Genomic DNA, 22,032 nt, shown 5'->3' with positions numbered 1-22,032 from the left:
TCGGCTACGAACCGAGCGGTCGGAGGTTCGAATCCTCCCGGATGCACCATCTTCTCCTTAGTAACAGCGAAAATGTTGTTTCATGGTCTGCGAAATTATCGCCAGCACCAGGGCGGATAACGTTGCGTAAGCAACGGCCCGAAGGGCGAGGCGCAGCCGAGTCATCCTCCCGGATGCACCATATTCTCCTTAGCAACAGCGAAAATGTTGTTTCATGGTCTGCGAAATTATCGCCAGCACCAGGGAGGATAACGTTGCGTAAGCAACGGCACCCTCTTCACGCTTCCCTCGCCATCCCGATAACCGCGTTTTTCATCCCAGTTTCATCCGACTTTTTTATTGGCAAGCCGCGCTTTCCACTATAATTTATCCTTGTATATCAGCGTTATCAGGCTGAGATAAATGCAAGGAGAGAAATCCATGAAATGGTTCAAAGCAATACCTGCTTTTTGCGCGACGCTGCTGGTGGCGACGGTCCTCGCTGGCTGTGCCGGTTCGTCCACCAAAGAAAGTACCGGCGGTTACATTGACGATACCGTGGTGACCACTAAGGTGAAAACGGCGCTCTTTAACGATAAAGACATCAAGTCCTCTGAAATCAGCGTCCAGACCTTTAAAGGCCGCGTCCAGCTGAGCGGATTTGTCTCCTCCGCGGAAAGCGCTAAACGGGCGGTGGAAGTCACCCGTCGGGTGCAGGGTGTGCGAATGGTCGAAAACGATCTGCGTATTAAATAAGGCCGGCTATCCGGTCTAATGCCTGAAGGCGCCTGTGGGCGCCTTTGTCGTCTGCGCCGCTGGCCGCGACAACGACCGGCTTTTGCGTTACAGTAACCATTCATTAACCGGTTGGTGAGAAGACGATGTACGAAGGTTACGCAGGACTGATCTTTGATATGGATGGCACCATCCTCGATACCGAGCCGACCCACCGTCAGGCATGGAACGAGGTGTTGGGCCGCTACGGTATGCGTTTCGACGAACAGGCGATGGTCGCCCTCAATGGCTCACCGACCTGGCGGATTGCCCAGGCGATTATTGAACTCAACCAGGCGGATCTCGATCCACATCGCCTGGCGCAGGAAAAAACCCTGGCCGTTAAGGCGATGCTGCTGGATAGCGTACGCCCCTTGCCGCTGATCGAGGTGGTCAAAGCGTGGCACGGCCGTCGCCCGATGTCGGTCGGCACCGGTAGTGAAAGCGCCGTCGCCGAAGCGCTGCTGGCGCACCTGGGCCTGCGTCATTACTTCTCCGCGGTGGTGGCGGCCGATCATGTGGTCAACCATAAACCCGCGCCCGATACCTTCCTGCTGTGCGCCGAGCGCATGGGCGTCGCGCCGGAAAAATGCGTGGTCTTCGAAGATGCCGACTTTGGTCTGCAGGCGGCGAAGCGCGCGGGAATGGACGCTGTAGACGTGCGTTTGCTGTGAGCGACGCGCTGTCACTCCTCTCGCTGTTTGCCAGTAGCTTTTTAAGCGCCACGCTGCTTCCCGGCAATTCGGAGGTTGTGCTGGTTGCGATGCTTCTTACGGGGGGTAGTCATCCGTGGTGGTTAGTATTAATAGCAACAATCGGCAATAGCCTTGGAGGGGTAACTAACGTTATTCTGGGGCGCCTGTTTCCGCTGCGTAAAACCTCGCGCTGGCAGGAGCGGGCGGCCGGCTGGCTTAAGCGCTACGGCGCAGTGACGCTGTTGCTAAGCTGGGCGCCGGTTGTCGGCGATTTACTGTGTTTGCTGGCGGGATGGATGCGCATTTCCTGGGGACCGGTACTCTTTTTCTTATGCCTTGGAAAGGCGCTGCGCTATATCGTCATTGCGGCAGCGACGCTTCAGGGCATGACGTGGTGGCACTAATTGGACTGATAGTTCATCCATTACAATTATGCTTATTCAAACGATTTCGACAGGCGGGAGGTCAAATTGATCCCGGACGTATCACAGGCGCTGGCCTGGCTGGAAAAACATCCGCAGGCCCTGCAGGGTATTCAACGTGGTCTGGAGCGGGAGACGCTGCGCGTGAACGCAGACGGTACGCTGGCGACGACCGGTCACCCTCTGGCGTTAGGCTCAGCGCTGACGCATAAATGGATTACCACCGATTTTGCCGAAGCTTTACTCGAATTTATTACGCCGGTGGACGGCGATATTGAGCATATGCTGACCTTTATGCGCGATGTCCATCGCTATACCGCGCGTCATATCGGTGACGAGCGGATGTGGCCGCTGAGCATGCCCTGCTATATCGCCCCCGGTCAGGATATTGAGCTGGCGCAGTACGGCACCTCTAACGTGGGACGCCTGAAAACGCTGTATCGCGAGGGGCTGAAGAACCGCTACGGCGCGCTGATGCAGACTATCTCCGGCGTGCACTATAACTTCTCGCTGCCGATGACGTTCTGGCAGGCGAAGTGCGGTGTGGAAGACGCTGAAAGCGGGAAAGAGGCCATTTCAGCAGGCTATTTCCGCACGATTCGTAACTACTATCGCTTTGGCTGGGTGATCCCGTATCTGTTCGGCGCCTCGCCGGCGATTTGCTCTTCATTCCTGCAAGGTAAGCCGACGACGCTGCCCTTTGAGGAGACGGGCAACGGCATGTACTACCTGCCGTACGCCACCTCGCTGCGCCTCAGCGACCTCGGTTATACCAATAAGTCGCAAAGCAATCTCGGAATTACGTTTAACGATCTGCACGAGTATGTGGCAGGATTGAAGCGCGCGATTAAAACGCCGTCGGAAGAGTACGCCAAAATCGGGCTGGAAAAAGACGGTAAGTATCTGCAGATCAACAGCAATATCCTGCAGATTGAAAACGAACTCTATGCGCCGATCCGCCCGAAACGCGTCACCCGTCGGGGCGAAACCCCGTCCGATGCGCTGCTGCGCGGCGGCATTGAGTACATTGAAGTGCGTTCGCTGGATATCAACCCGTTCTCGCCGATCGGCGTTGACGCCCAGCAGGTGCGTTTCCTCGATCTGTTTATGGTTTGGTGCGCGCTGGCCGACGCGCCGGAGATGAGCAGCGATGAGCTGCTGTGCACTCGCACCAACTGGAATCGGGTGATTCTGGAAGGCCGTAAGCCGGGCTTAACGTTGGGCATCGGCTGCGAAAGCGCGCAGTTCCCGCTGGCGCAGGTAGGTAAAGATCTGTTCCGCGATTTACGCCGCGTGGCGCAGACGCTGGACAGCATTCACGGCGGCGAGGCCTATCAACAGGTCTGCGATGAGCTGCTGGCCTGTTTTGACGATCCGGAATTAACCTTCTCAGCCCGCATTCTGCGTTCTATGATTGAAGAAGGGATTGGCGGAACCGGCCGTGCGCTGGCCGATCGTTACCGGACCCAGCTGCGTGAAGAGCCGCTGGAGATCCTGAGCGAAGAAGATTTCATCGCCGAGCGCGACGCGTCGGTGGCGCGACAGAAGAAAGTAGAAGCGGAAGACAGCGAGCCGTTTGAGGCGCTGTTGGCGCGGCACGCGTAGCGCTGGAAAAGAAAAAGGCCACATCACTGTGGCCAAACTTTCATCTCTGATTCAGGGATGATGATGATAATAAATGCGCGTCTTTCATATACTGAGACTCGCGGCTGAACAAAGAGTTCATTTTATTTTAAAAAAATTCACTCCCGGAGGTGACGAATGCCGTTGTTAGATAGTTTCACAGTCGACCATACCCGAATGGAAGCCCCAGCGGTGCGTGTCGCGAAGAAAATGAACACGCCGCATGGCGATGAAATCACCGTATTCGATCTGCGCTTCTGCGTGCCGAACCAGGAAGTGATGCCGGAGCGCGGTATCCACACCCTGGAGCACCTGTTCGCCGGCTTTATGCGCGATCACCTGAACGGGAATGGCGTGGAAATTATCGACATTTCGCCGATGGGCTGCCGCACCGGGTTCTATATGAGCCTGATTGGTACGCCGGACGAGCAGCGCGTCGCCGACGCCTGGAAAGCGGCGATGGCCGACGTGCTGAAGGTGCAAGATCAGAACCAGATCCCGGAGCTGAACGTCTACCAGTGCGGGACCTATACCATGCACTCGCTGGAAGAGGCGCAGGAGATCGCTCGTCATATCATTGAGCGCGATGTGCGCATCAACAGCAACGACGAACTGGCGTTGCCGAAAGAAAAACTGCAGGAACTGCACATCTAGTGCTTCCGCCGCGGCCCGACGCCTGTCGCCGGGCCGCTCTCCCGACGCCGCCATGACGACCACCACCACCTTCTCCTTTCAGCACCGCCCGCTGGTGCCCTTTGCCCATGATTACGCTCACGGTGACCAGGAAGACTGGCATCAGCATGACTGCGCCCAGCTGCTGCATATTTTAAGCGGCGTGGTGCGGGTGGCGACGCCGGCAGGCTACTGGGTGGTGCCGCCCGGGCGCGGCGTCTGGCTGCCGGCGGGAACGCCCCACGCGCTGCGCATGACCGGCAACGTCGCGGCGCGTACGTTGTTTATCGATCCGCTGGCGCGCGCCGATCTTCCGGCGGGCTGCCAGATCGTACAGATCACGCCGCTGCTGCGGGAACTGATCGTCTCTTCCCTGGCGCTGGCCGAGCGCTATGCCCCCGCCAGCCGCGACGAACGGATTTATGAGCTGATCCTCGATGAGATCCGCGGGATGGCGATCCTGCCGTTTGGCCTGCCGGAGCCGCAAAGCGAAACGCTGCGCCGGCTGTGTCAGCAGGTGCGCGAGGCGCCGGGCGACGTCTGGAGCAGCAGCCAGGCGGCGAAGGCGTGCAGCATGAGCGAGCGAACCCTGAACCGCCATTTTCAGCAGCAGACTAGCCTGACGTGGCGCGAGTGGGTGCGCCGGGCGAAGCTAATGGAAGCGTTGATTCGCCTGGCGCAGGGCCACTCCGTGCTGCGGGTGGCGCTGGAGCTGGGCTACGGCAGCCACAGCGCCTTCAGCGCCATGTTTCGTCGGGTGATGGGCGTCGCCCCCAGCGACTATTTTCGTCCGCCGGCCTGATCGGCGGCGCTGAGCGCATTGCACAGCGCCTGCAGCGAGGCGCGCGCCACGTCATTATCGATACCCACGCCCCAGTAGCTTTCTCCTTGCGGAAAAACGCAGCGGATATAGGCCACCGACCGGCTGTCGCTGCGCGCGCCGAGGGTATGCTCATGATAGTCCTTGATCATAAACGGCTGCCGAAACAGCGCGCTGAGGCCGCTGGCGGCGGCGGAGAGCAGGCCGTTGCCCTGGCCCTGCAGGCGTCGGGTTTCGCCGTGGTGACGCAGCGTCGCCTGCAGGGACAGCTGGCCATCCTGCTGGCTGGCGCTCTGATAATCGACCAGCGTCAGCGCAGGCTGCGCCTGCAGCCCGTAGCGCGTGCGGAACAGCTGCCACAGCGCATGGTGGGTCATCTCTTTGCCGTCGCTATCGGTGGCCTGCTGAACGTGCTGGCTGAAGTCCTGCTGCAGCCCGCGGGGCAGCTTCAGACCATGATTTTGTTCGATAAGCCAGGCGCTGCCGCTTTTCCCCGACTGGCTGTTGACGCGGATCACCGCCTCATAGCTGCAGCCAATATCCTGCGGGTCAATGGGCAGGTAGGGCATCCGCCATGGGTCGCCAGGCTGACGGGCATCAAACCCTTTTTTGATCGCATCCTGATGGGAGCCGGAGAAAGCGGTGTAGGCCAGACTTCCCGCCCACGGGTGGCGCGGGTGCACGGGGATCTGATTGCAGTTTTCCACCACTTCCACCACCCGGTTCATCTGCTCGAAGCGAAGCTCAGGGTCGACGCCCTGGCTGTAGAGGTTCATCGCCAGCGTCACCAGGCAGACGTTGCCGGTGCGTTCGCCGTTGCCGAACAGGCAGCCTTCCACCCGGTCGGCGCCGGCCATCACCGCCAGCTCGGCGCTGGCGACGCCGGTACCGCGGTCATTGTGAGGATGCACGCTGATGCAGACCTCGCCGCGGCGGGAGAAGTGGCGGCAAAAGTACTCGATCTGATCGGCATAGACGTTGGGGGTGTTGACCTCCACCGTCGCCGGCAGATTGACGATCATCGGTCGCTCGGCGCAGGGCTGCCAGACGTCCGCCACCGCTTCGCAAATCTCGAGCGCAAACGCCGGTTCGGTGAAGCAGAAGGTTTCAGGCGAATATTCATATTGCCAGCGGGTCTCCGGCTGTTGTTCGCACTGCTGGCGGATAAGCCGGGTGGCGCGGGTCGCGAGGGCGATCACCTCGGCCTTGTCCATGCCGAAAACCAGTTCGCGGAACAGCGGCGCGGTGGCGTTGTAGAGGTGGACGGTGGCCCGACGGGCGCCGCGCAGCGCTTCAAAGGTACGCAGGATCAGCGGGTCCCGCGCCTGAGTCAGCACCTGGATAGTGACCTCCTCCGGGATGCGCTGTTCGTCAATCAGCTGGCGGACAAAGTTGAAATCGGTTTGCGAGGCGGAAGGGAAGGCGACCTCAATCTCTTTAAAGCCGCACTCCAGCAGCAGATCCCAGAACTGCAGTTTGCGGGCGCTGTCCATGGGCTCCGCCAGCGCCTGGTTGCCGTCGCGCAGGTCGGTCGACAGCCAGCGCGGGGCGTGGCTGATTTGCCGGTCCGGCCAGCGGCGGTCGGGCAGGGTAATCGGCGGATAGGGACGGTACTTTTCAGCAGGATGGCTCAGCATAGTGTTCTCCTTAATAGTCAGCCTTTATCCTGCCCGAGCGCCGGCTGGCGGGCTTTCGCAAACGAGACAGAAACTAGCGAGAACTGGACAACCTGACGCCGTAAAAAAGGGACCCGCAGGTCCCTTAATGTGAGGCTTAGTGCGCGCCGCCGCCGCCGCCGCCGGCGCTGAACGGGGGTCTGGCGAACCACACCAGTCCCAACAGCAGGATGAAAATGGCCGCTGAGATCCAGAAGATTTCGTTGGCGGAGATAATCAGCCCCTGGTTGGTTATCTGCTGCGCTATCCAGCCGGACGCCTGCTGCTGCGTCATTCCCATCCCCTGCAGCTGATCGTAGATCTGCTGCGCGTTGGGGTTGAACGGCGTCACCGATTCGGTGAGCTGCGCATGGTGCAGCGCCTCGCGGTTGGTCCACAGGGTGGTGGTGATCGAGGTCCCGATGGAGCCGGCAAGGGTACGGGTGAAGTTCGACAAGCTCGACGCCGCCGCCAGCCGTTCCGGCGGCAGGCCGGAGAGGGTGATGGTGGTCAACGGCATGAAGAAGCAGGCTACCGCGAAGCCCTGGATAAACTGCGGCCACGCCGAGGCGCCAAAGTCCATCCCCGGTTCGAAGGTCCAGGCGCGCCAGTAGAAGCAGACGGCGTACATGATAAAGCTGAAGGTGACCAGCCGTCGCATATCGAGCTTATGCGCAAAGCGGCCGATAATCGGCGACAGAATGACCGGGATCACCCCCACCGGCGCTGACGCCAGGCCGGCCCAGGTCGCGGTGTAGCCGTAGACCTCCTGCAACAGCTGCGGCAGCAGCACGATGGCCCCGAAGTAGAGCATGTAGGCCAGGCTGATACAGAGGCAGCCGATGGTGAAGTTGCGCGACTTAAACAGCGACAGATCGACAATCGGGTTATCGTCGGTCAGCTCCCAGACGATCAGGAAGCTTATCGCCACCACCGCCACGATGGTCAGAATGATAATTTCATTGGAGGAGAACCAGTCCAGCTCTTTACCCCGGTCCAGCATCACCTGCAGGCTACCGATACCGATGATCAGCAGCGCCAGGCCGACGCCGTCGATACGCCGCTGTTCGGTTTTGGTTTCCCGGTTGCGCAGGGTCTGCAGGGTCATCAGCACCACCGCCACGCCAATGGGCACGTTGATAAAGAAGATCCATCCCCAGTGGTAGTTATCGCTGATATAGCCGCCGAGGATCGGGCCGCAGATGGGGGCGACGATCACCGTCATCGACCACAGCGCCAGGGCGATAGAGCGTTTCGCCGGCGGATAGTTGCTGAGCAACAGACTTTGCGACAACGGGATCAGCGGCCCGGCAACAATCCCCTGAATGACGCGGAAGAAGATCAGCATCGTCAGGCTGTTGGAGACGCCGCAGGCCCAGGAGGCGATGGCGAAAGCGGTGGTGGACCACAGGAACAGCTTCACCTCGCCCACGCGCTTGGCCAGCCACCCGGTGATCGGAATGGAGATGGCGTTAGCGACCCCGAACGAGGTGATGACCCAGGTCCCCTGGCTCAGCGATGAGCCAAGGTTACCGGCGATGGTCGGGATCGCCACGTTGGCGATAGTGGAATCCAGCACCTGCATGAACGTCGCGAGCGACAGCGCAATGGTCATGATGACCAGCTGCGCGCCTTCCAGCGGTTTTTGCTGTTGCATTACACTCACCCCGAATTATCCGGCGTTGGCCTGAATGATCTCGTCTATCAGTTTATTGACCGGATCGAGAGCGATTTCGCGGGCATTGCTCTCGTAGACCGGGGAGCTCCGCACCTGGCTTGCCAGCATTTCGCCATCGCGATCGGTGGTGTTAACTTCCACCAGCGTCGAGAGGCCGATGCGCAGCGGGTGTTCCGCCAGCTGTTTTTCATCCAGCTCGATGCGGACCGGCAAGCGCTGTACCACTTTGATCCAGTTGCCGGTGGCGTTCTGCGCCGGCAGCAGGGAGAAGGCGCTCCCGGTACCCATATCCAGACCAACCACCTTGCCGGTGTATTTCACGTCATCGCCATAGATGTCGCTGATTACGGTGGCCGGCTGGCCGATGCGCATATGCGCCAGCTGGGTCTCTTTAAAGTTAGCGTCGATCCACAGGTTGGTCGCCGGAACCACCGCCATCAGCGGCGTGGTGGTGCCGATCTGCGCCCCAGGCTGTACCGAGCGGCGGGAAACGTAGCCGCTAATCGGGCTGACGATCTGCGTACGCTGCAGGGCCAGCCAGGCGTTACGCACTTCGGTCGCCGCCTGCAGCACCGCCGGCTGCTGTTCCAGTTTGGTACCCAGCACGATCGCCTGGTTGGCGTTGTACTGCTGGATTGCCACGTCAAGCTCGGCCTGCGCGCTGGCGACGGTGTCGCGGGCGTGCTGCAGCTCTTCGCGGCCGATGAGGTTCGCGGCGCCCAGCGGGATGCGGCGGTTCAGGTCAGCCTGCGCCTGGGCGAGGGCGGTCTTTTTGACGTCAATATTCGCCTGCAGCTGCTTGCTGTTGATCATCTGCTGACGGGTTTGACGCACGCTGGCGGCCAGCTGCGTTTTGGCTTTCTCAAACGCCTGTTGGGCATCGGTCTGATCGAGAGTGACCAGCGGATCGCCTTTCTGCACATAGTCCGTGTTGTCTGCCCAGACTTTGGTCACGCTGCCCGAGACCTGGGCCATAATTTGTACCTGGTTCCCTGCCACGTAGGCATCGTCGGTCTCTTCGTAGTGACGCAGTACCAGAAACCAGTAAATCCCATATGCCACGGCAATAATAATGAAGAGCAATGTCAGCAACAGAAGGGCGCCTTTACGCTTCCCTTTTTTGCTGCCTGGTTGCTGCGGGGTTTGGCTCTCCGCATTTGCGCTCATGTTATTCTCCACGATCTTATTATTTCACATCGGCTGAGCCGACCTGTTTATCAGAAAGGCCAGCAGAGATCTGCTGGCCTGGCTGTTTTCCTTGCAACGTAAAAATGGGCTGAGCGACGCCGCCCTTAGCGTAGAGAGTCCGCCAGCACGCCTTCTTCTTCCATCTGGTCAAGGCGGCTCAGGAGTTTGCGGGTAATGTGTTCGAGCTGATCTTTTTCGCTGGTGCTGAGTGAAGACCACAGCTGGTGCAGGCAGTTATGCTGCGGCGGCAGGACTTCACGCAAAAACTGATGGCCCTTTTCGGTCAGCTGCAGATGCAGACAGCGACGATCGTTATCGCTCTCGCGGCGTTCAATCCAGCCGCGTTTTTCCAGTTCATCAGCGATACGGGTGGCGTTAGTACGCGACGAGCCCAGCGCACAGCTCAGCTCGGACGGCTGAATGCTGTGGTTTTCCTGCGACTCCAGCGTAATCAGCGCCATAAATAATGTCTCGTTAATTCCCTGCGCTTTGAGCATTTTATTGCGATTTTCCAGCAGCTTACCTTGCATATGCATGCAAAGACGAGTTAACAGAATCTCCTGGAACGGGAAATCTTCATGGCGGCTGGCGCGGAACTTGAGCATTTGCTCAATGGGAGTAAACGAACTATCCATTTGGGTATGACCTCATTAATTACAGCCGATATAATAACTATTGTGACAAATAAATCAAATGAATTATTGACCAAAATTGATACGCAAAGCTTAGAGCCCGCTGGCGATTTTCCAGGCCAGACCGTAGGCCAACGCCGACAGCAGGGTCGGGATAATAATGCTGCGGGTTTTCCAGAAGGCGCCCCCCAGCACCAGGAAGCCGATCAGCGTCGGCGCCAGGCGATGGGCATCGGCGAGGATCTCCGGCACGCTGGAGACCACCAGCAGCGCGCAAATCGAGGCGATGCCGATGGTATCCAGCAGCACGCTGACCGGGCCACGACGGGCAGGCCGGGCATGACCCGCGCGCAGACGCAGGGGAAGATAACGAAACAGATAGTTCACGCCGCCGACAATCACTCCGAGCAGAAGGACCTCACTGTTCATCCGGCATCCCCTTCAGCATGGCCTGGACCAGCGCCGTCAGACACCCGCAGACAATCCCGGCGAGGATCGCCGCCGGAATGGAAAATAACAGAATGCCGCCCAGCGCGCCCGCCAGCGCCGCCGTGACGCACAGCGATTGCTGGCGCTGGAAAGAGGCCAGCAGGAAGCTCATAAACAGCGCCGGCAGCATAAAGCCGAGCGCGGCTTCCACCGCCGGATAATCCACCAGCAGGCCGTTGCCGGACCAGGCGCCGGCCAGCGTGCCGCACACCCACGATGCCCACGAGGTAAACGCGAGACCGAGCATCCAGTTTTCGCTCCAGCGTCGGTTGTCGCGAACCAGCCTGGCGGTGGCGGCGGCGAAAACCTCATCGGTCAGGCCGAAGGCCCAGAGGGCGGTCTTCTTTTTGTCCAGCGCGGTATGAATGCGGCTGCGCAGCGAGGGGCCATATAGCACGTGGCGGACGTCCATCGCCATCACCGTCAGGGCGGCGACCCACAGCGAACTGCCGGCGGCCAGCATGGCGGTGATCACAAACTGGCTGGCGCCGGCGTAAATAATGCAGGAGAAAAACAGGCTTTCCAGCGGGGTGAAACCCAGCCGGGTGGCGTTCAGTCCGAAGGCGAATGCCACCGGAAGGTAGCTGATGACGATGGGGAGACTGTCTTTAATGCCTTCGCCGACGGTAGCGACACGTTCAGATAAGGCACAGATTAAGGGCGCGGGGTTTTCCATATGAATAACTTATCGCTGGATCCATGTGAAGGTGGCAAATTGACCGATGTCCCCACCTTAACAGAGCGCGACGCGCCTTAACACTATGAAAATGCCCGCAATCCGCTTTTCCATGACCCTGACGGGATGAAAGGCGGGGAAGGGGCCCGGATAAGGCGCCGGGCCTTATCCGGGGGCGGGTTACTGCTGCGCGGCGAGCGCGGCTTTCACCCAGCTGTCGAACAGCGGCTGGTGGGCTTTGATCCAACCATCAACATGACCGTTAATGTCGGCTTCGGAAGCATGGCCTTCGTGCATCATCGCATTCTCGGCGTTGATGTCGGCGATCGGCAGCTTCATGACGCTAAACAGAGTGGCGGCGGCCGGATTTTTCTCCGCCCAGGCTTTGTTGGCGACAATGTGCATGGTGTTGACCGGGAAGCCATAGTTGGCGCCGTTGGCCAGTTTGGTATCGATGTTTTTCTGCTCGCCCGGCAGGGAGGAGAACGGCACCTGCAGCCAGACGACGTCTTTGCCAGGCTTCAGCACGTCGCTAACCCAGTACGGCGTCCAGGTGTAGTAGAGCACCGGTTTACCCTCTTTATAGCGGGCGATGGTGTCGGCCATCATCGCCGCGTAGTTGCCCTGGTTATGGGTGACGGTTTTGCTCAGGCCATAGGCGTCAATCTGGTGGTTAATCACCGCTTCGCAGCCCCAGCCCGGGGTGCAGCCGGTGAGGTCCGCTTTACCGTCGTTGTTAGTATCAAACAGTTTGGCGATCTGCGGATCTTTGAGCTGATCGATAGAGGTGATGTGGTACTGCTCGGCGGTTTTTTTGTCGATCAGATAGCCCTGGGCGGCGCCTGAGACGTACACCCCCTTGCGGTAAAATTTGTTATCACCGCCCGCCGCGGCGTACATGTCATCGTGCAGCGGCTGCCAGTTGGTGGCGATAAAGGTAGTATCCCCGGCGGCAATCGAGGTATAGGCGACGTTATAGTCCACTTCGCTCGGTTTTTCGACGGTGTAGCCAAGCTTCTCCAGCGCGCGGCTGACCAGCAGGGTCTGGAAGCTCTCTTCGGAGATAGTGCTCTGGGCCGGCTTGACGGTAATTCCTTTGCCCGGCAGGTCGGCGGCGAAGGCGCTGCTGGCGATCAGGGTGGCAAAGGCGGCGGTGGCCATCATCGTGCTATGTCGCATGGTGGTTCCTCTTATTGTTTAACGGGAAGGGCGGCCCCCCGGCATCGGCTGGTGTCAGGGAGCGGCGCTGTTATCGACTTATCGACAGAAAGGGCGAGTGAGAAGCCCCAGCGGGCCGGTGGTGTACCAGCGGCGGTTGCCGCGACTGCGGGCGTCGCGGCCGACGGCCTGGGTGAGGCGGTCAAGAATAATCGCCAGGATCACGATCCCCACGCCGCCGACGGTGGCCAGGCCCATATCCAGGCGGCCAATGCCGCGCAGCACCATCTGGCCAAGACCGCCGACGGCGATCATCGAGGCGATCACCACCATCGACAGGGCCAGCATCAGCGTCTGGTTAACCCCGGCCATAATGGTGGGCATCGCCAGCGGCAGCTGAACTTTAAACAGCAGCTGGCGCGGGCTGGCGCCAAACGAGCGCGACGCTTCGATCAGATCCGCAGGCACCTGGTTTATCCCGAGGATGGTCAGACGGACGATCGGCGGCAGGGCGAAGATAATCGTCACCACCACGCCGGGCACGTTGCCGATGCCGAACAGCATCACGATCGGCACCAGGTAGACGAAGGCCGGCGTGGTCTGCATGGCATCCAGCAGCGGGCGGATAATTTTCGCCGCTCGCGGACTGCGCGCCAGCCAGATCCCCAGCGGCAGGCCGATGATCATGCAGAACAGCAGGGCGGTGAGGACCAGCGCCAGGGTGACCATCGCCTGCGACCACGCGCCGATGGCGCCGATGGCAATCAGCGAGACCAGGGTGGCGACCCCCATGCCGAGGCTGGAGATCTGCCAGGCGATCAGCCCGAAGACGATAATCGCCACCGGCGCCGGCATCCCCAACAGCAGCTGCTGGAAGGCGCTGAGGATGTAGTCGATCGGCACGCGGATCCCCTGGAACAGCGGGCGGAAGTGCAGCACGATCCAGTCGATGGCGTGGGTCACCCAACTGTCGAGCGGGATCAGGGTCTTATGGAACGGATCCATGATATTGAACTGTTCCGGCTGCGGCGCCGGGGCGCTGTGCAGCCAGTCGGCGCCGCCGCCATTAGTCGGCGCGGCAGTTGAGGCGCCACCCCAGGCGTCTGCAGCCTGAGCGGCGCTGTCGGTTGCCGGGGCGCTGTCCCACGGATTGGTTTGATCAGCCATGATTCACCCCCTCGCGATCTAAAGCCTGGAGCAACATTCGTTTGGAAATGATGCCAATATATTGTTGTTCTTCATCCACCACCGGGACGGCGCACGGGGCGTGGCCGACGTGGGAGAGCAGATCGCTGAGCGGCGTTTGCGCCTCCACCGCCAGCGGGGCGTCAATCAGCGCCGCCTCGATCCCCTGGCCAGCGCTGAGTGCGGTTTTCAGAGAATCGATCGAGACAATCCCGACAAAGCGATTACCGCGCTCAATGACATAACCATATTCCCGGTCTTCATCCTGTAATAATTTCAGCGCAGAGCGGGGGCCAAAACCTGGCGTTTTACGAATCAGGCCGACCGGGCTACGACGGGCAATATCTTTCGCGCTGAAGACCTGGCTAATATCAACGCCGCGGAAGAAGGTGCGGACATAATCATTGGCCGGATTATTCAATATTTCATCCGGAGTGCCGACCTGAACCACTTCGCCATTTTGCATAATGGCGATACGATCGCCAATTCGCATGGCTTCATCAAGGTCATGGGAAATAAAGACAATGGTACGCTGATGCTTAGCCTGTAATTTGATTAGCTCATCCTGCATTTCTGTGCGAATGAGCGGATCGAGCGCGGAGAAGGCTTCATCCATTAACAGAATATCGGGATTAATCGCCAGGGCGCGGGCTAAACCGACGCGCTGACGCATCCCGCCGGAGAGTTCATCCGGCCAGGCGTGGGCATAATTCTCCAGCCCCACCTGACGCAGCGCTTCCCGCGCTTTTTGCTCTCGCTCAGCGGCCGGGACGCCGGCAAGCGCCATGCCAAACGCCGTATTGTCGAGCACGCTCATGTGCGGCATCAGCGCAAAGGACTGAAAAACCATCGCAATTTTTTTACGACGCACCTCGCGCAGCTCGGCGTCCGACATTTTGGCGATATCGACCCCGTCAATCAGCACCTGGCCGCGGGTGGGTTCAATCAGGCGATTGAGAAGGCGAACCATGGTGGATTTCCCCGAGCCGGAGAGCCCCATGATGACGAATATCTCGCCTTCTTCAATGGCCAGACTGGCGTCTTTGACGCCAAGCGACAGCCCCGTTTTTTCCAGTATTTGCGCTTTGTTGAGTCCTTTCTCAATATATTTGAAAGCACGATGAGGGTGCTCGCCAAATATCTTATAAAGATTTTTGATTTCTAATTTAATTGCCATGCAATAGAGAAGTTCCTGTTATTTGTTTATTGCGATATGGTACCCAATGGTGATAATGATCTTTTTACACCCTAACATACTCAGATTCTGTGACAACCCTCAATGGCAAACTCTCGGCAAAATGGAGGGAGGGACATGGCGGCACAGCCCCCGTGATATAAGGGCTGAGCGGTAATTTGTTGTGGGTAATATTTTTTGATTATCTTTGGATAATTAGACTGAAATGGACCGGTTTTCTGCTAAATATGACGAAGTGATGACGGTTAGACCATGGAGAGAATATTTGGTGGATTAATCGCGATTCTGTGAAATTGATCACCAGGAATATGCGGGCGATATTCCTGGTGAAAGTACGGTTAAAAGTCCCAGTCGTCGTCGGCGGTCTCTTCCATTTTTCCTATCACGTAGGAGGAGCCGGAGCCGGAGAAAAAGTCGTGGTTTTCATCGGCGTTGGGTGACAGCGCCGCGAGGATCGCCGGGTTAACCGCCGCCATCTCCGCCGGGAACAGCGCCTCGTAGCCGAGGTTCATCAGCGCTTTGTTGGCGTTGTAGCACAGGAATGCGCTGACGTCGTCGAACCAGCCGCTCTCGCCGTACAGTTCCCGGCTGTAGGCCAGCTCGTTGTCGTACAGATCCATCAGCAGATCGAGGGCGAAGTTTTTCAATTCTTCGCGCTTACCGGGGCTGACGATCTCCAGTCCTTTCTGATACTTGTAGCCGATGTAATAGCCATGCACCGCTTCATCGCGAATAATCAGGCGGATCAGATCCGCGGTATTGGTCAGTTTTCCCCGACTGGAGAAGTGCATCGGCAGCCAGAAGCCGGAATAGAAGAGAAAGGATTCGAGGAACACGCTGGCGATTTTTTTCTTCAGCGGCTCGTCGGCCTGATAGTAGCTCAGCATCAGCTGCGCTTTGCGCTGCAGGGGTTCGCAGCTTTCGCTCCAGGCGAAGGCGGCATCCACCTCTTTGCTGTGGCACAGCGTGGAAAAGATGGAGCTGTAAGAGCGGGCATGAACCGCTTCCATAAAGCTGATATTCGACAGCACCGCCTCCTCATGCGGGGTCAGAGCGTCCGCCATCAGCGCCGGCGCGCCGATGGTGTTCTGAATGGTATCGAGCAGGGTCAGCCCGGTAAAAACGCGAATGGTCAACTGCTGCTCCGCCGCGCTGAGGGTTTGCCAGGCGGGAATGTCGTTCGACAGCGGCACTTTCTCCGGCAGCCAGAAGTTGCTGGTGAGACGATTCCACACCTCCAGATCTTTATCGTCATCGATGCGGTTCCAGTTGATCGCGCTGACGCGCGTTAAATGGGTCATCCTGTTCTCCTTACAGCGCGCAGGACACGCAGCCTTCAATTTCAGTGCCTTCCAGCGCCAGCTGGCGCAGTCGGATGTAGTACAGCGTCTTAATGCCTTTCTTCCAGGCGTAGATTTGCGCCTTGTTGATATCGCGGGTGGTTGCGGTATCCGGGAAGAACAGGGTCAGCGACAGCCCCTGATCGACGTGGCGCGTCGCCTCGGCGTAGGTGTCGATGATCTTCCGGGGGCCTATTTCGTACGCATCCTGGTAGAGGGCCAGATTATCGTTATTCATAAACGGCGCGGGGTAGTACACCCGTCCGGTTTTCCCCTCTTTGCGGATCTCAATCTTCGAGACGATCGGGTGAATGCTGGAGGTAGCATGGTTGATGTACGAGATCGAGCCGGTGGGCGGCACCGCCTGCAGATAGCGGTTGTAAATGCCATAGCGCATGACGTCGTCGCGCAGCTGGCGCCAGCTTTCCCGGTCGGGCAGGGAGATGCCGGCGCGGGCGAACAGCGCGCGTACCCGTTCGGTTTTCGGCTGCCACGACTCCTGCAGATATTTGTCGAAGTATTCCCCGCTGGCGTAGCGCGACTGCCCGAAGCCGGCGAAGCGCTGGCCGCGCTCGCGGGCCAACAGCATCGAGGTGTGCAGCGCGTGCCAGGTCACGGTGTAGAAGTAGATATTGGTGAAGTCCAGCCCCTCCGGGCTGCCGTAGGCAATGCCTTCCCGCGCCAGGTAGCCGTGAAGATTCATCTGCCCCAGGCCGATGGCGTGGGAGGCGGCGTTGCCGGCCGCCACGGAGGGGACCGACTGAATGTGGCTCATGTCGGACACGGCGGTCAGGGCGCGCACCGCGGTGGCGATAGTGAGGCCGAAATCCGGCGAGTCCATGGTGTGGGCGATGTTCAGCGAGCCGAGGTTGCAGGAAATATCTTCCCCGATATGGGCATAGCTGAGATCTTCATTATAGGCGGACGGCGTACTGACCTGCAGGATCTCGGAACACAGATTGCTCATGGTGACCCGCCCGGCCACCGGACTGGCGCGGTTCACCGTGTCTTCAAACATGATGTACGGGTAGCCGGATTCAAACTGGATCTCCGCCAGGCGCTGGAACAGGTCGCGGGCGCGGATCCAGCGTTTGCGAACCCGATCGTCGGCTACCAGCTGTGGATAGAGATCGCCGATGGCGCAGTCGGCGAAGGGTTTGCCGTACAGCCGTTCGACATCATACGGCGAGAAGAGCGCCATCTGCGCGTCTTCTTTCGCCAGCTGGAAGGTGATGTCAGGGATCACCACCCCCAGCGACAGGGTTTTGATGCGGATTTTCTCATCGGCATTTTCACGCCGGGTATCAAGGAAGCGCAAAATATCGGGATGGTGAGCGTGCAGCCAGACCGCCCCCGCCCCCTGGCGGGCGCCGAGCTGGTTGGCATAGGAGAAGGCGTCCTCCAGCATCTTCATCACCGGCACCACGCCGGAGGACTGATTTTCGATGCGCTTGATCGGCGCCCCAGCCTCGCGCAGATTGGAGAGTAAAAAGGCCACGCCGCCGCCGCGCTTCGACAGCTGCAGCGCCGAGTTCACCGCCCGGCCGATGGACTCCATATTATCTTCAATGCGCAGCAGGAAGCAGGAGATCAGCTCCCCGCGCTGCTGTTTGCCGGCGTTAAGGAAGGTGGGCGTAGCCGGCTGGAAGCGGCCGCTGAGTATCTCCTCCGTCAGCTGCCGCGCCTGCTGTTCATCGCCCCGGGCCAGCGTCAGGGCCACCATTACGCTGCGTTCCGCGAAATCCTCGAGGTAGTGCTTGCCGTCAAAGCTCTTTAGCGCGTAGCTGGTATAGAACTTCCAGGCGCCGAGGAAGGTCTGGAAGCGAAACGCGGCGCGCCGGGCATGGGCGAACAGCGCCAGCACAAACCCGCGATCATAGCCGGCCAGCAGCTGGGGATCGTAATAGCCCTCGCGGACGAGCCAGCTGAGTTTATCCTCCTGGCTGGCAAAGGCGAGGGTGTTGGGCTGAACCTGGGTCGCCATAAAAGCCTCAACCGCCTGGCGATCTTTCTCAAACGGGATGCGGCCCTCGCTGTCGTACAAATTCAGCATCGCATTGAGGGCGTGAAAATCCACGGCGGCGTTTATACGTTCTGCGGTTGTCGTTGCCAAAATTCGCTGACTCCTTTACGCACGTTATCGATATCGTCGGGGGTTCCCATCAGCTCGAAGCGGTAGAGATAGGGCACGGCGCATTTCTGCGCGATGACATCCCCGGCGCGTCCCCAGGCGTCGCCAAAGTTGCGATTGCCGGCGGCAATCACCCCGCGGATCAGCCGACGGTTATGTACGTCGTTTAAAAAGCGGATCGCCTGACGCGGCACGGCGCCGGCGGTACCGCCGCCGCCATAGCTGGGAACGATGAGAATATAGGGCTCGTCTACCTGCAGAGGTTCACGCTCGTTCAGCGGGATGCGCACCGCCGGCAGCCCCAGGCGCTGCACAAAGCGATGGGTGTTCTCCGAACGGCTGGAGAAGTAGACGATGAGGCTCATGCGCTGGCCGCCGCGACGGAGGGGCGCAGGCGATTGATCATATCCGGGCGGAAGCCGCTCCAGCGCAGGTCGCCGGCGATCACCACCGGCAGCTGGCGAAACCCCTGCTCGCGCAGGGTGTCGGCGGCATCCGGTTGCTGGTCGACGTTGACCATTTCAAAGGCCAGCCCCCGGCTCTCCATGGCTCGTCGGGTGGCATGGCACTGCACGCAGTCATTTCGAGTGTAAATAGTAATGCGCATGATTCGTATTTCCATTTAAGATAACAGTACGGCGCTAAACGTAGCGTCGAACGTTGTGGGCCATTCGATAAGGAAATACTAGATGTAGTTATTTAAAACTTCAACCACTCAATATATAGCGTTTTTAGCAAAGCGTTCCCCCGCCGGGGTGGCCAGGCGGAGGAGGGGGAAGGCTGCGCGAAACTACAGACGCATGGCGACGGCGAGGCGGTTAAAGGCGTTCATCAAGCTGATGGCGAAGGTGAGATCGCTTATCTGACGTGGGGTAAAATGTTCGCGCAGCGGCAGGTAAACCTCATCTTCCGCATGGCTGGCGGCGATGTCGGTGACCGACTCGGCCCAGGCAAGCGCCGCGCGTTCGCCAGGGGTAAAATGGTCGCTCACCCGCCAGCCGGCCAGGGCATCCAGCTTGCTCTGCGCCATGCCGCCTTTGCGCAGCGCCTGGCTGTGCTTCTCAAGGCAGAAGGCGCAGCCGTTGATCTGCGACACGCGTAAATAGACCAGCTCCACCAGGGCGCTGCCCAGCTCGCTTTTCTCCAGCGCGAGGCTGGCCTGCACCAGCCCTTTATAGACTTCCGGGCTCAGTTCACTGAATGGCTGACGTAATTGGCTCATGGTGTTCTCCTCTCTAAGACGGCAGCCAAAATAGCACTATAATGGACTGCAAAAGATAGCCATATTGTGATGAAAAAAGCAGACCATAATGGAAGCCAGCCACCTCCCTCTCTATCAACGCATCGCCCGCCAGCTGAAATCCGCCATTGAACGTGGCGAACTGGCTCCGGGCAGCCGTCTGCCCGCCAGCCGGGTGTTTGCCCAGGAGCAGGGCGTGTCCCGGGCGACCATCGAAAACGCCTGGGGCGAACTGGTCGCCCAGGGCTGGCTCGAGCGACGCGGGCAGGCGGGAACCTTTGTCAGCGAGCGGCTCAGTCCGCGCCAGCTGGCGCCTGCGCCGCCCGCGCAACCTGCCGCGCCGGCGGAGCCGTTGCCGTTTCAGATGGGGCTCCCGGCGCTGGATCTCTTTCCGCGCGGGCTGTGGGCGCGGGTGATGGGGCGCCGGCTGCGGACGCAGTCGCGGTTCGATCTGGCGCCCGGCGATCCCGGCGGCGACCCGCTTCTGCGTCAGGCGATCGTCGACTATCTGCGCCTGTCGCGCAGTATCGACTGCCAGCCGGAGCAGGTCCTGATCGCCGGCAACTATGCCACCGCCATGAACCTGATCCTGCGTACCCTGGCGCAGCCGGGGCAGCATATGTGGATGGAGGATCCGGGATATCCCTTTATCCGCCCGGTGGTCGAGGCCGGGCAGCTGGTGGTGGATGCGATCCCGGTGGACGACGAAGGGATGGATATCGCCTGGGGCCAGCGCCATCACCCGCAGGCGCGGTTTGCCCTGCTCACCCCGGCGCATCAGAGTCCGCTGGGAGTGGCGCTCTCGCTGCCCCGGCGTCGCCAGCTGTTGGCATGGGCCGCGGAGCGTGACGCCTGGATCATTGAGGATGATTACGATAGCGAGTTTCGCTATCGCGGCAAACCGCTGCCGCCGCTGAAAAGCCTTGATGCGCCACAGCGGGTCATCTACGCGGGCACCTTCAGTAAGTCGATGTTTCCGGCGCTGCGCACCGCCTGGCTGGTGGTGCCGACCGCGCTGGCGGCGCGCTTTCACCAGACCGTGGAGCGCCAGCCCTGCACCGTTCCCACCCTGTGGCAGCAGACGCTGGCGGATTTTATCCAGCAGGGCCATTTCTGGCGTCATTTGAAAAAAATGCGCGCCAGCTACAGCCAGCGCAGGGAGTGGCTGGAGTCGGCTCTGCAGGCGCAGGGCTTTCAGGTCACGCCGCAGCAGGGGGGGATTCAGTTGGTCATGCCCGTCAGCGGCGACGATCGCCTGCTGGCCCAACGGGCGGTGGCGGCCGGGCTGGCGGTACAGGCGTTGAGCGACTGGCGGATGCGCCATACCGGCGAGGGGGGATTACTGATGAGTTTTACCAATATTCGCTCGCCGGCAATGGCTGGCGCGCTGGCCCGGCGACTGAGGGAGGCGATCGGCGGCGTCACGCCCGCTGGCGCATAAAAAACCCCTGCGGCCAGAGGCGCGCAGGGGCTGACGCGTATTTGTTATCTTCATTGCTTTCCGTGAAGCTGGCGGGCTTCCGCGCGCTTATCGCGCAGCGGCAGCAAACGCTATAGCTATTATCGACGTAAATTGAGCAATACGCCAATAAATACCCCGACGGCGGCGGCGGCGCCCACGCTGTGCCACGGTTTATTGCGCACGTAGGTGTCGGCGCAGCCCAGCGCATCGCACGCTGCCTGGCGCGCATCCAGCGCCGCCTGCTGCACCCGGTTGTGGCCATTAAGGCGGGCGCGGGTCTCTTTTAACAGCGACTGCGCTTTGGCACGCGCCGCTTCCGCTTCCTCTTTCGCGTCACTGCCCCACGATTTCAGCACCTCTTCCAGCGTGTCCGCTAATTGGCTGACATCGTTATGAATATCTTCGGCGTTCTCGTCAAAATTGTTGCGGTTCACATGGTTAGCCATCGTTATCTCCCTTAATTCCATCGAGTGAGTAAGTGTAGGACAAGATTTTGAATTATGCTTACTGCTGTGGTTTCTGGAATATTCCGAAAGCACTGCCCTTAATGAATAAGGTAAGGTCAATGTGCGGTAAAAGATAACGAGGAATCAGTATGTATTTAAGACCCGATGAGGTGGCGCGTGTTCTTGAAAAAGCCGGCTTCACCATGGATGTTGTGACGCAAAAAGCGTACGGCTATCGCCGCGGCGATAATTATGTTTATGTGAACCGCGAAGCGCGCATGGGGCGAACAGCGTTAGTTATTCATCCAGCGTTAAAAGAGCGCAGCAATATGCTGGCTGAACCGGCTTCAGATATCAAAACCTGCGACCATTATGAACAGTTTCCGCTGTATTTAGCCGGGGATGCGCAGCAGCATTATGGTATTCCGCACGGCTTTAGCTCACGCATGGCGCTTGAGCGTTTTCTTAATGGTCTGTTTGGCGAAGCCCAGCCGGCCATGTCGACGAATTAATTCGCTGGATAAAGACCCGGGAGAAGCTGGCTGGCGGGAGGAAGCGACTGGCAGAGCCAG

General features: G+C 59.6%; 23 protein-coding genes. 8 read left to right on the top strand and 15 right to left on the bottom strand.

What is annotated here, in order from left to right; genetic code table 11:
• Positions 1-420: 420 nt before the first annotated feature.
• The 6 genes from ABLV52_RS17890 to ABLV52_RS17865 all read left to right on the top strand — a co-directional run bounded on the left by ABLV52_RS17890 (position 421) and on the right by ABLV52_RS17865 (position 4,967).
• Positions 421-735 (top strand): BON domain-containing protein, encoded by a 315-nt coding sequence (locus tag ABLV52_RS17890; RefSeq protein ID WP_023290762.1) that lies wholly within the window; start codon positions 421-423, stop codon positions 733-735.
• 125 nt (positions 736-860) lie between these two features.
• Positions 861-1,427, top strand: a complete 567-nt coding sequence (yqaB, locus tag ABLV52_RS17885) for a fructose-1-phosphate/6-phosphogluconate phosphatase (protein WP_004205690.1) — start codon at positions 861-863, stop codon at positions 1,425-1,427.
• Complete coding sequence (locus ABLV52_RS17880; protein ID WP_317588864.1) at positions 1,424-1,852, top strand: YqaA family protein; 429 nt, start codon at positions 1,424-1,426, stop codon at positions 1,850-1,852. The genes yqaB and ABLV52_RS17880 overlap by 4 nt, the downstream gene beginning before the upstream one ends.
• Positions 1,853-1,918: 66 nt before the next feature.
• A complete protein-coding gene (gshA, locus tag ABLV52_RS17875) occupies positions 1,919-3,475 on the top strand; it encodes a glutamate--cysteine ligase (protein WP_348890702.1) in 1,557 nt (518 codons plus the stop codon).
• A gap of 156 nt (positions 3,476-3,631) precedes the next feature.
• The gene (luxS, locus tag ABLV52_RS17870) at positions 3,632-4,147 is read left to right on the top strand and encodes an S-ribosylhomocysteine lyase (protein ID WP_023290759.1); all 516 of its coding nucleotides are present in this window, start codon (positions 3,632-3,634) and stop codon (positions 4,145-4,147) included.
• A gap of 52 nt (positions 4,148-4,199) precedes the next feature.
• A complete protein-coding gene (locus ABLV52_RS17865; protein WP_032456498.1) occupies positions 4,200-4,967 on the top strand; it encodes a helix-turn-helix transcriptional regulator in 768 nt (255 codons plus the stop codon).
• On the opposite strand, the gene leuA is transcribed toward ABLV52_RS17865, so the two are convergent.
• From leuA to ABLV52_RS17795, 14 genes are all read right to left on the bottom strand, one after another.
• Positions 4,946-6,622 carry a 2-isopropylmalate synthase gene (gene leuA, locus ABLV52_RS17860; RefSeq protein WP_065883423.1) on the bottom strand — a complete coding sequence of 559 codons (1,677 nt, stop codon included), beginning with the start codon at positions 6,620-6,622 and terminating at the stop codon, positions 4,946-4,948. The genes ABLV52_RS17865 and leuA overlap by 22 nt on opposite strands.
• 136 nt (positions 6,623-6,758) lie before the next feature.
• Positions 6,759-8,297, bottom strand: coding sequence for a multidrug efflux MFS transporter permease subunit EmrB (gene emrB / locus ABLV52_RS17855; RefSeq protein ID WP_002914342.1), 1,539 nt, complete (start codon positions 8,295-8,297; stop codon positions 6,759-6,761).
• A gap of 15 nt (positions 8,298-8,312) precedes the next feature.
• The gene (gene emrA / locus ABLV52_RS17850; RefSeq protein ID WP_004205697.1) at positions 8,313-9,485 is read right to left on the bottom strand and encodes a multidrug efflux MFS transporter periplasmic adaptor subunit EmrA; all 1,173 of its coding nucleotides are present in this window, start codon (positions 9,483-9,485) and stop codon (positions 8,313-8,315) included.
• A gap of 125 nt (positions 9,486-9,610) precedes the next feature.
• The gene (gene mprA, locus ABLV52_RS17845; RefSeq protein WP_002914337.1) at positions 9,611-10,141 is read right to left on the bottom strand and encodes a transcriptional repressor MprA; all 531 of its coding nucleotides are present in this window, start codon (positions 10,139-10,141) and stop codon (positions 9,611-9,613) included.
• 90 nt (positions 10,142-10,231) lie between these two features.
• Positions 10,232-10,567, bottom strand: a complete 336-nt coding sequence (ygaH, locus tag ABLV52_RS17840) for an L-valine transporter subunit YgaH (protein ID WP_004205699.1) — start codon at positions 10,565-10,567, stop codon at positions 10,232-10,234.
• A complete protein-coding gene (locus ABLV52_RS17835) occupies positions 10,557-11,303 on the bottom strand; it encodes an AzlC family ABC transporter permease (RefSeq protein ID WP_348890701.1) in 747 nt (248 codons plus the stop codon). The genes ygaH and ABLV52_RS17835 overlap by 11 nt, the downstream gene beginning before the upstream one ends.
• A gap of 180 nt (positions 11,304-11,483) precedes the next feature.
• Complete coding sequence (proX, locus tag ABLV52_RS17830; RefSeq protein WP_348890700.1) at positions 11,484-12,482, bottom strand: glycine betaine/L-proline ABC transporter substrate-binding protein ProX; 999 nt, start codon at positions 12,480-12,482, stop codon at positions 11,484-11,486.
• Positions 12,483-12,560: 78 nt separating this feature from the next.
• Positions 12,561-13,628: a glycine betaine/L-proline ABC transporter permease ProW gene (gene proW / locus ABLV52_RS17825; RefSeq protein WP_348890699.1), complete on the bottom strand. Its 1,068-nt coding sequence runs from the start codon at positions 13,626-13,628 to the stop codon at positions 12,561-12,563.
• Entirely contained in the window at positions 13,621-14,823 is a 1,203-nt protein-coding gene (proV, locus tag ABLV52_RS17820) for a glycine betaine/L-proline ABC transporter ATP-binding protein ProV (RefSeq protein ID WP_002914328.1), read from the bottom strand. Before proV ends, proW begins: the two co-directional genes overlap by 8 nt.
• A gap of 356 nt (positions 14,824-15,179) precedes the next feature.
• A complete protein-coding gene (gene nrdF, locus ABLV52_RS17815) occupies positions 15,180-16,142 on the bottom strand; it encodes a class 1b ribonucleoside-diphosphate reductase subunit beta (RefSeq protein ID WP_048298088.1) in 963 nt (320 codons plus the stop codon).
• A gap of 10 nt (positions 16,143-16,152) precedes the next feature.
• On the bottom strand, positions 16,153-18,294 hold the full coding sequence (nrdE, locus tag ABLV52_RS17810; RefSeq protein ID WP_049013828.1) for a class 1b ribonucleoside-diphosphate reductase subunit alpha: 2,142 nt from the start codon (positions 18,292-18,294) through the stop codon (positions 16,153-16,155).
• Complete coding sequence (gene nrdI, locus ABLV52_RS17805; protein ID WP_023290751.1) at positions 18,267-18,677, bottom strand: class Ib ribonucleoside-diphosphate reductase assembly flavoprotein NrdI; 411 nt, start codon at positions 18,675-18,677, stop codon at positions 18,267-18,269. Before nrdI ends, nrdE begins: the two co-directional genes overlap by 28 nt.
• A complete protein-coding gene (nrdH, locus tag ABLV52_RS17800) occupies positions 18,674-18,919 on the bottom strand; it encodes a glutaredoxin-like protein NrdH (protein WP_048298086.1) in 246 nt (81 codons plus the stop codon). The genes nrdI and nrdH overlap by 4 nt, the downstream gene beginning before the upstream one ends.
• 183 nt (positions 18,920-19,102) lie before the next feature.
• A complete protein-coding gene (locus tag ABLV52_RS17795) occupies positions 19,103-19,534 on the bottom strand; it encodes a carboxymuconolactone decarboxylase family protein (RefSeq protein WP_023290749.1) in 432 nt (143 codons plus the stop codon).
• 88 nt (positions 19,535-19,622) lie between these two features.
• On the opposite strand from ABLV52_RS17795, the gene ABLV52_RS17790 reads away from it, so the two are divergent.
• Positions 19,623-20,993 (top strand): PLP-dependent aminotransferase family protein, encoded by a 1,371-nt coding sequence (locus tag ABLV52_RS17790; protein WP_348890697.1) that lies wholly within the window; start codon positions 19,623-19,625, stop codon positions 20,991-20,993.
• 119 nt (positions 20,994-21,112) lie between these two features.
• On the opposite strand, the gene ABLV52_RS17785 is transcribed toward ABLV52_RS17790, so the two are convergent.
• Positions 21,113-21,460 (bottom strand): DUF883 family protein, encoded by a 348-nt coding sequence (locus tag ABLV52_RS17785; protein ID WP_032432206.1) that lies wholly within the window; start codon positions 21,458-21,460, stop codon positions 21,113-21,115.
• Between the two features lie 149 nt (positions 21,461-21,609).
• Between ABLV52_RS17785 and ABLV52_RS17780 the strand changes: the two genes are divergently transcribed.
• Entirely contained in the window at positions 21,610-21,972 is a 363-nt protein-coding gene (locus ABLV52_RS17780) for a DUF2002 family protein (RefSeq protein WP_002914291.1), read from the top strand.
• Positions 21,973-22,032 lie beyond the last annotated feature (60 nt).

Origin of the sequence: Klebsiella sp. GB_Kp056, from assembly GCF_040064755.1 — a bacterium.
Classification (GTDB): domain Bacteria; phylum Pseudomonadota; class Gammaproteobacteria; order Enterobacterales; family Enterobacteriaceae; genus Klebsiella; species Klebsiella quasipneumoniae.
The sequence above is the reverse complement of the archived record's forward strand: the minus strand, read 5'-3'. Positions and strand labels throughout refer to the sequence as shown.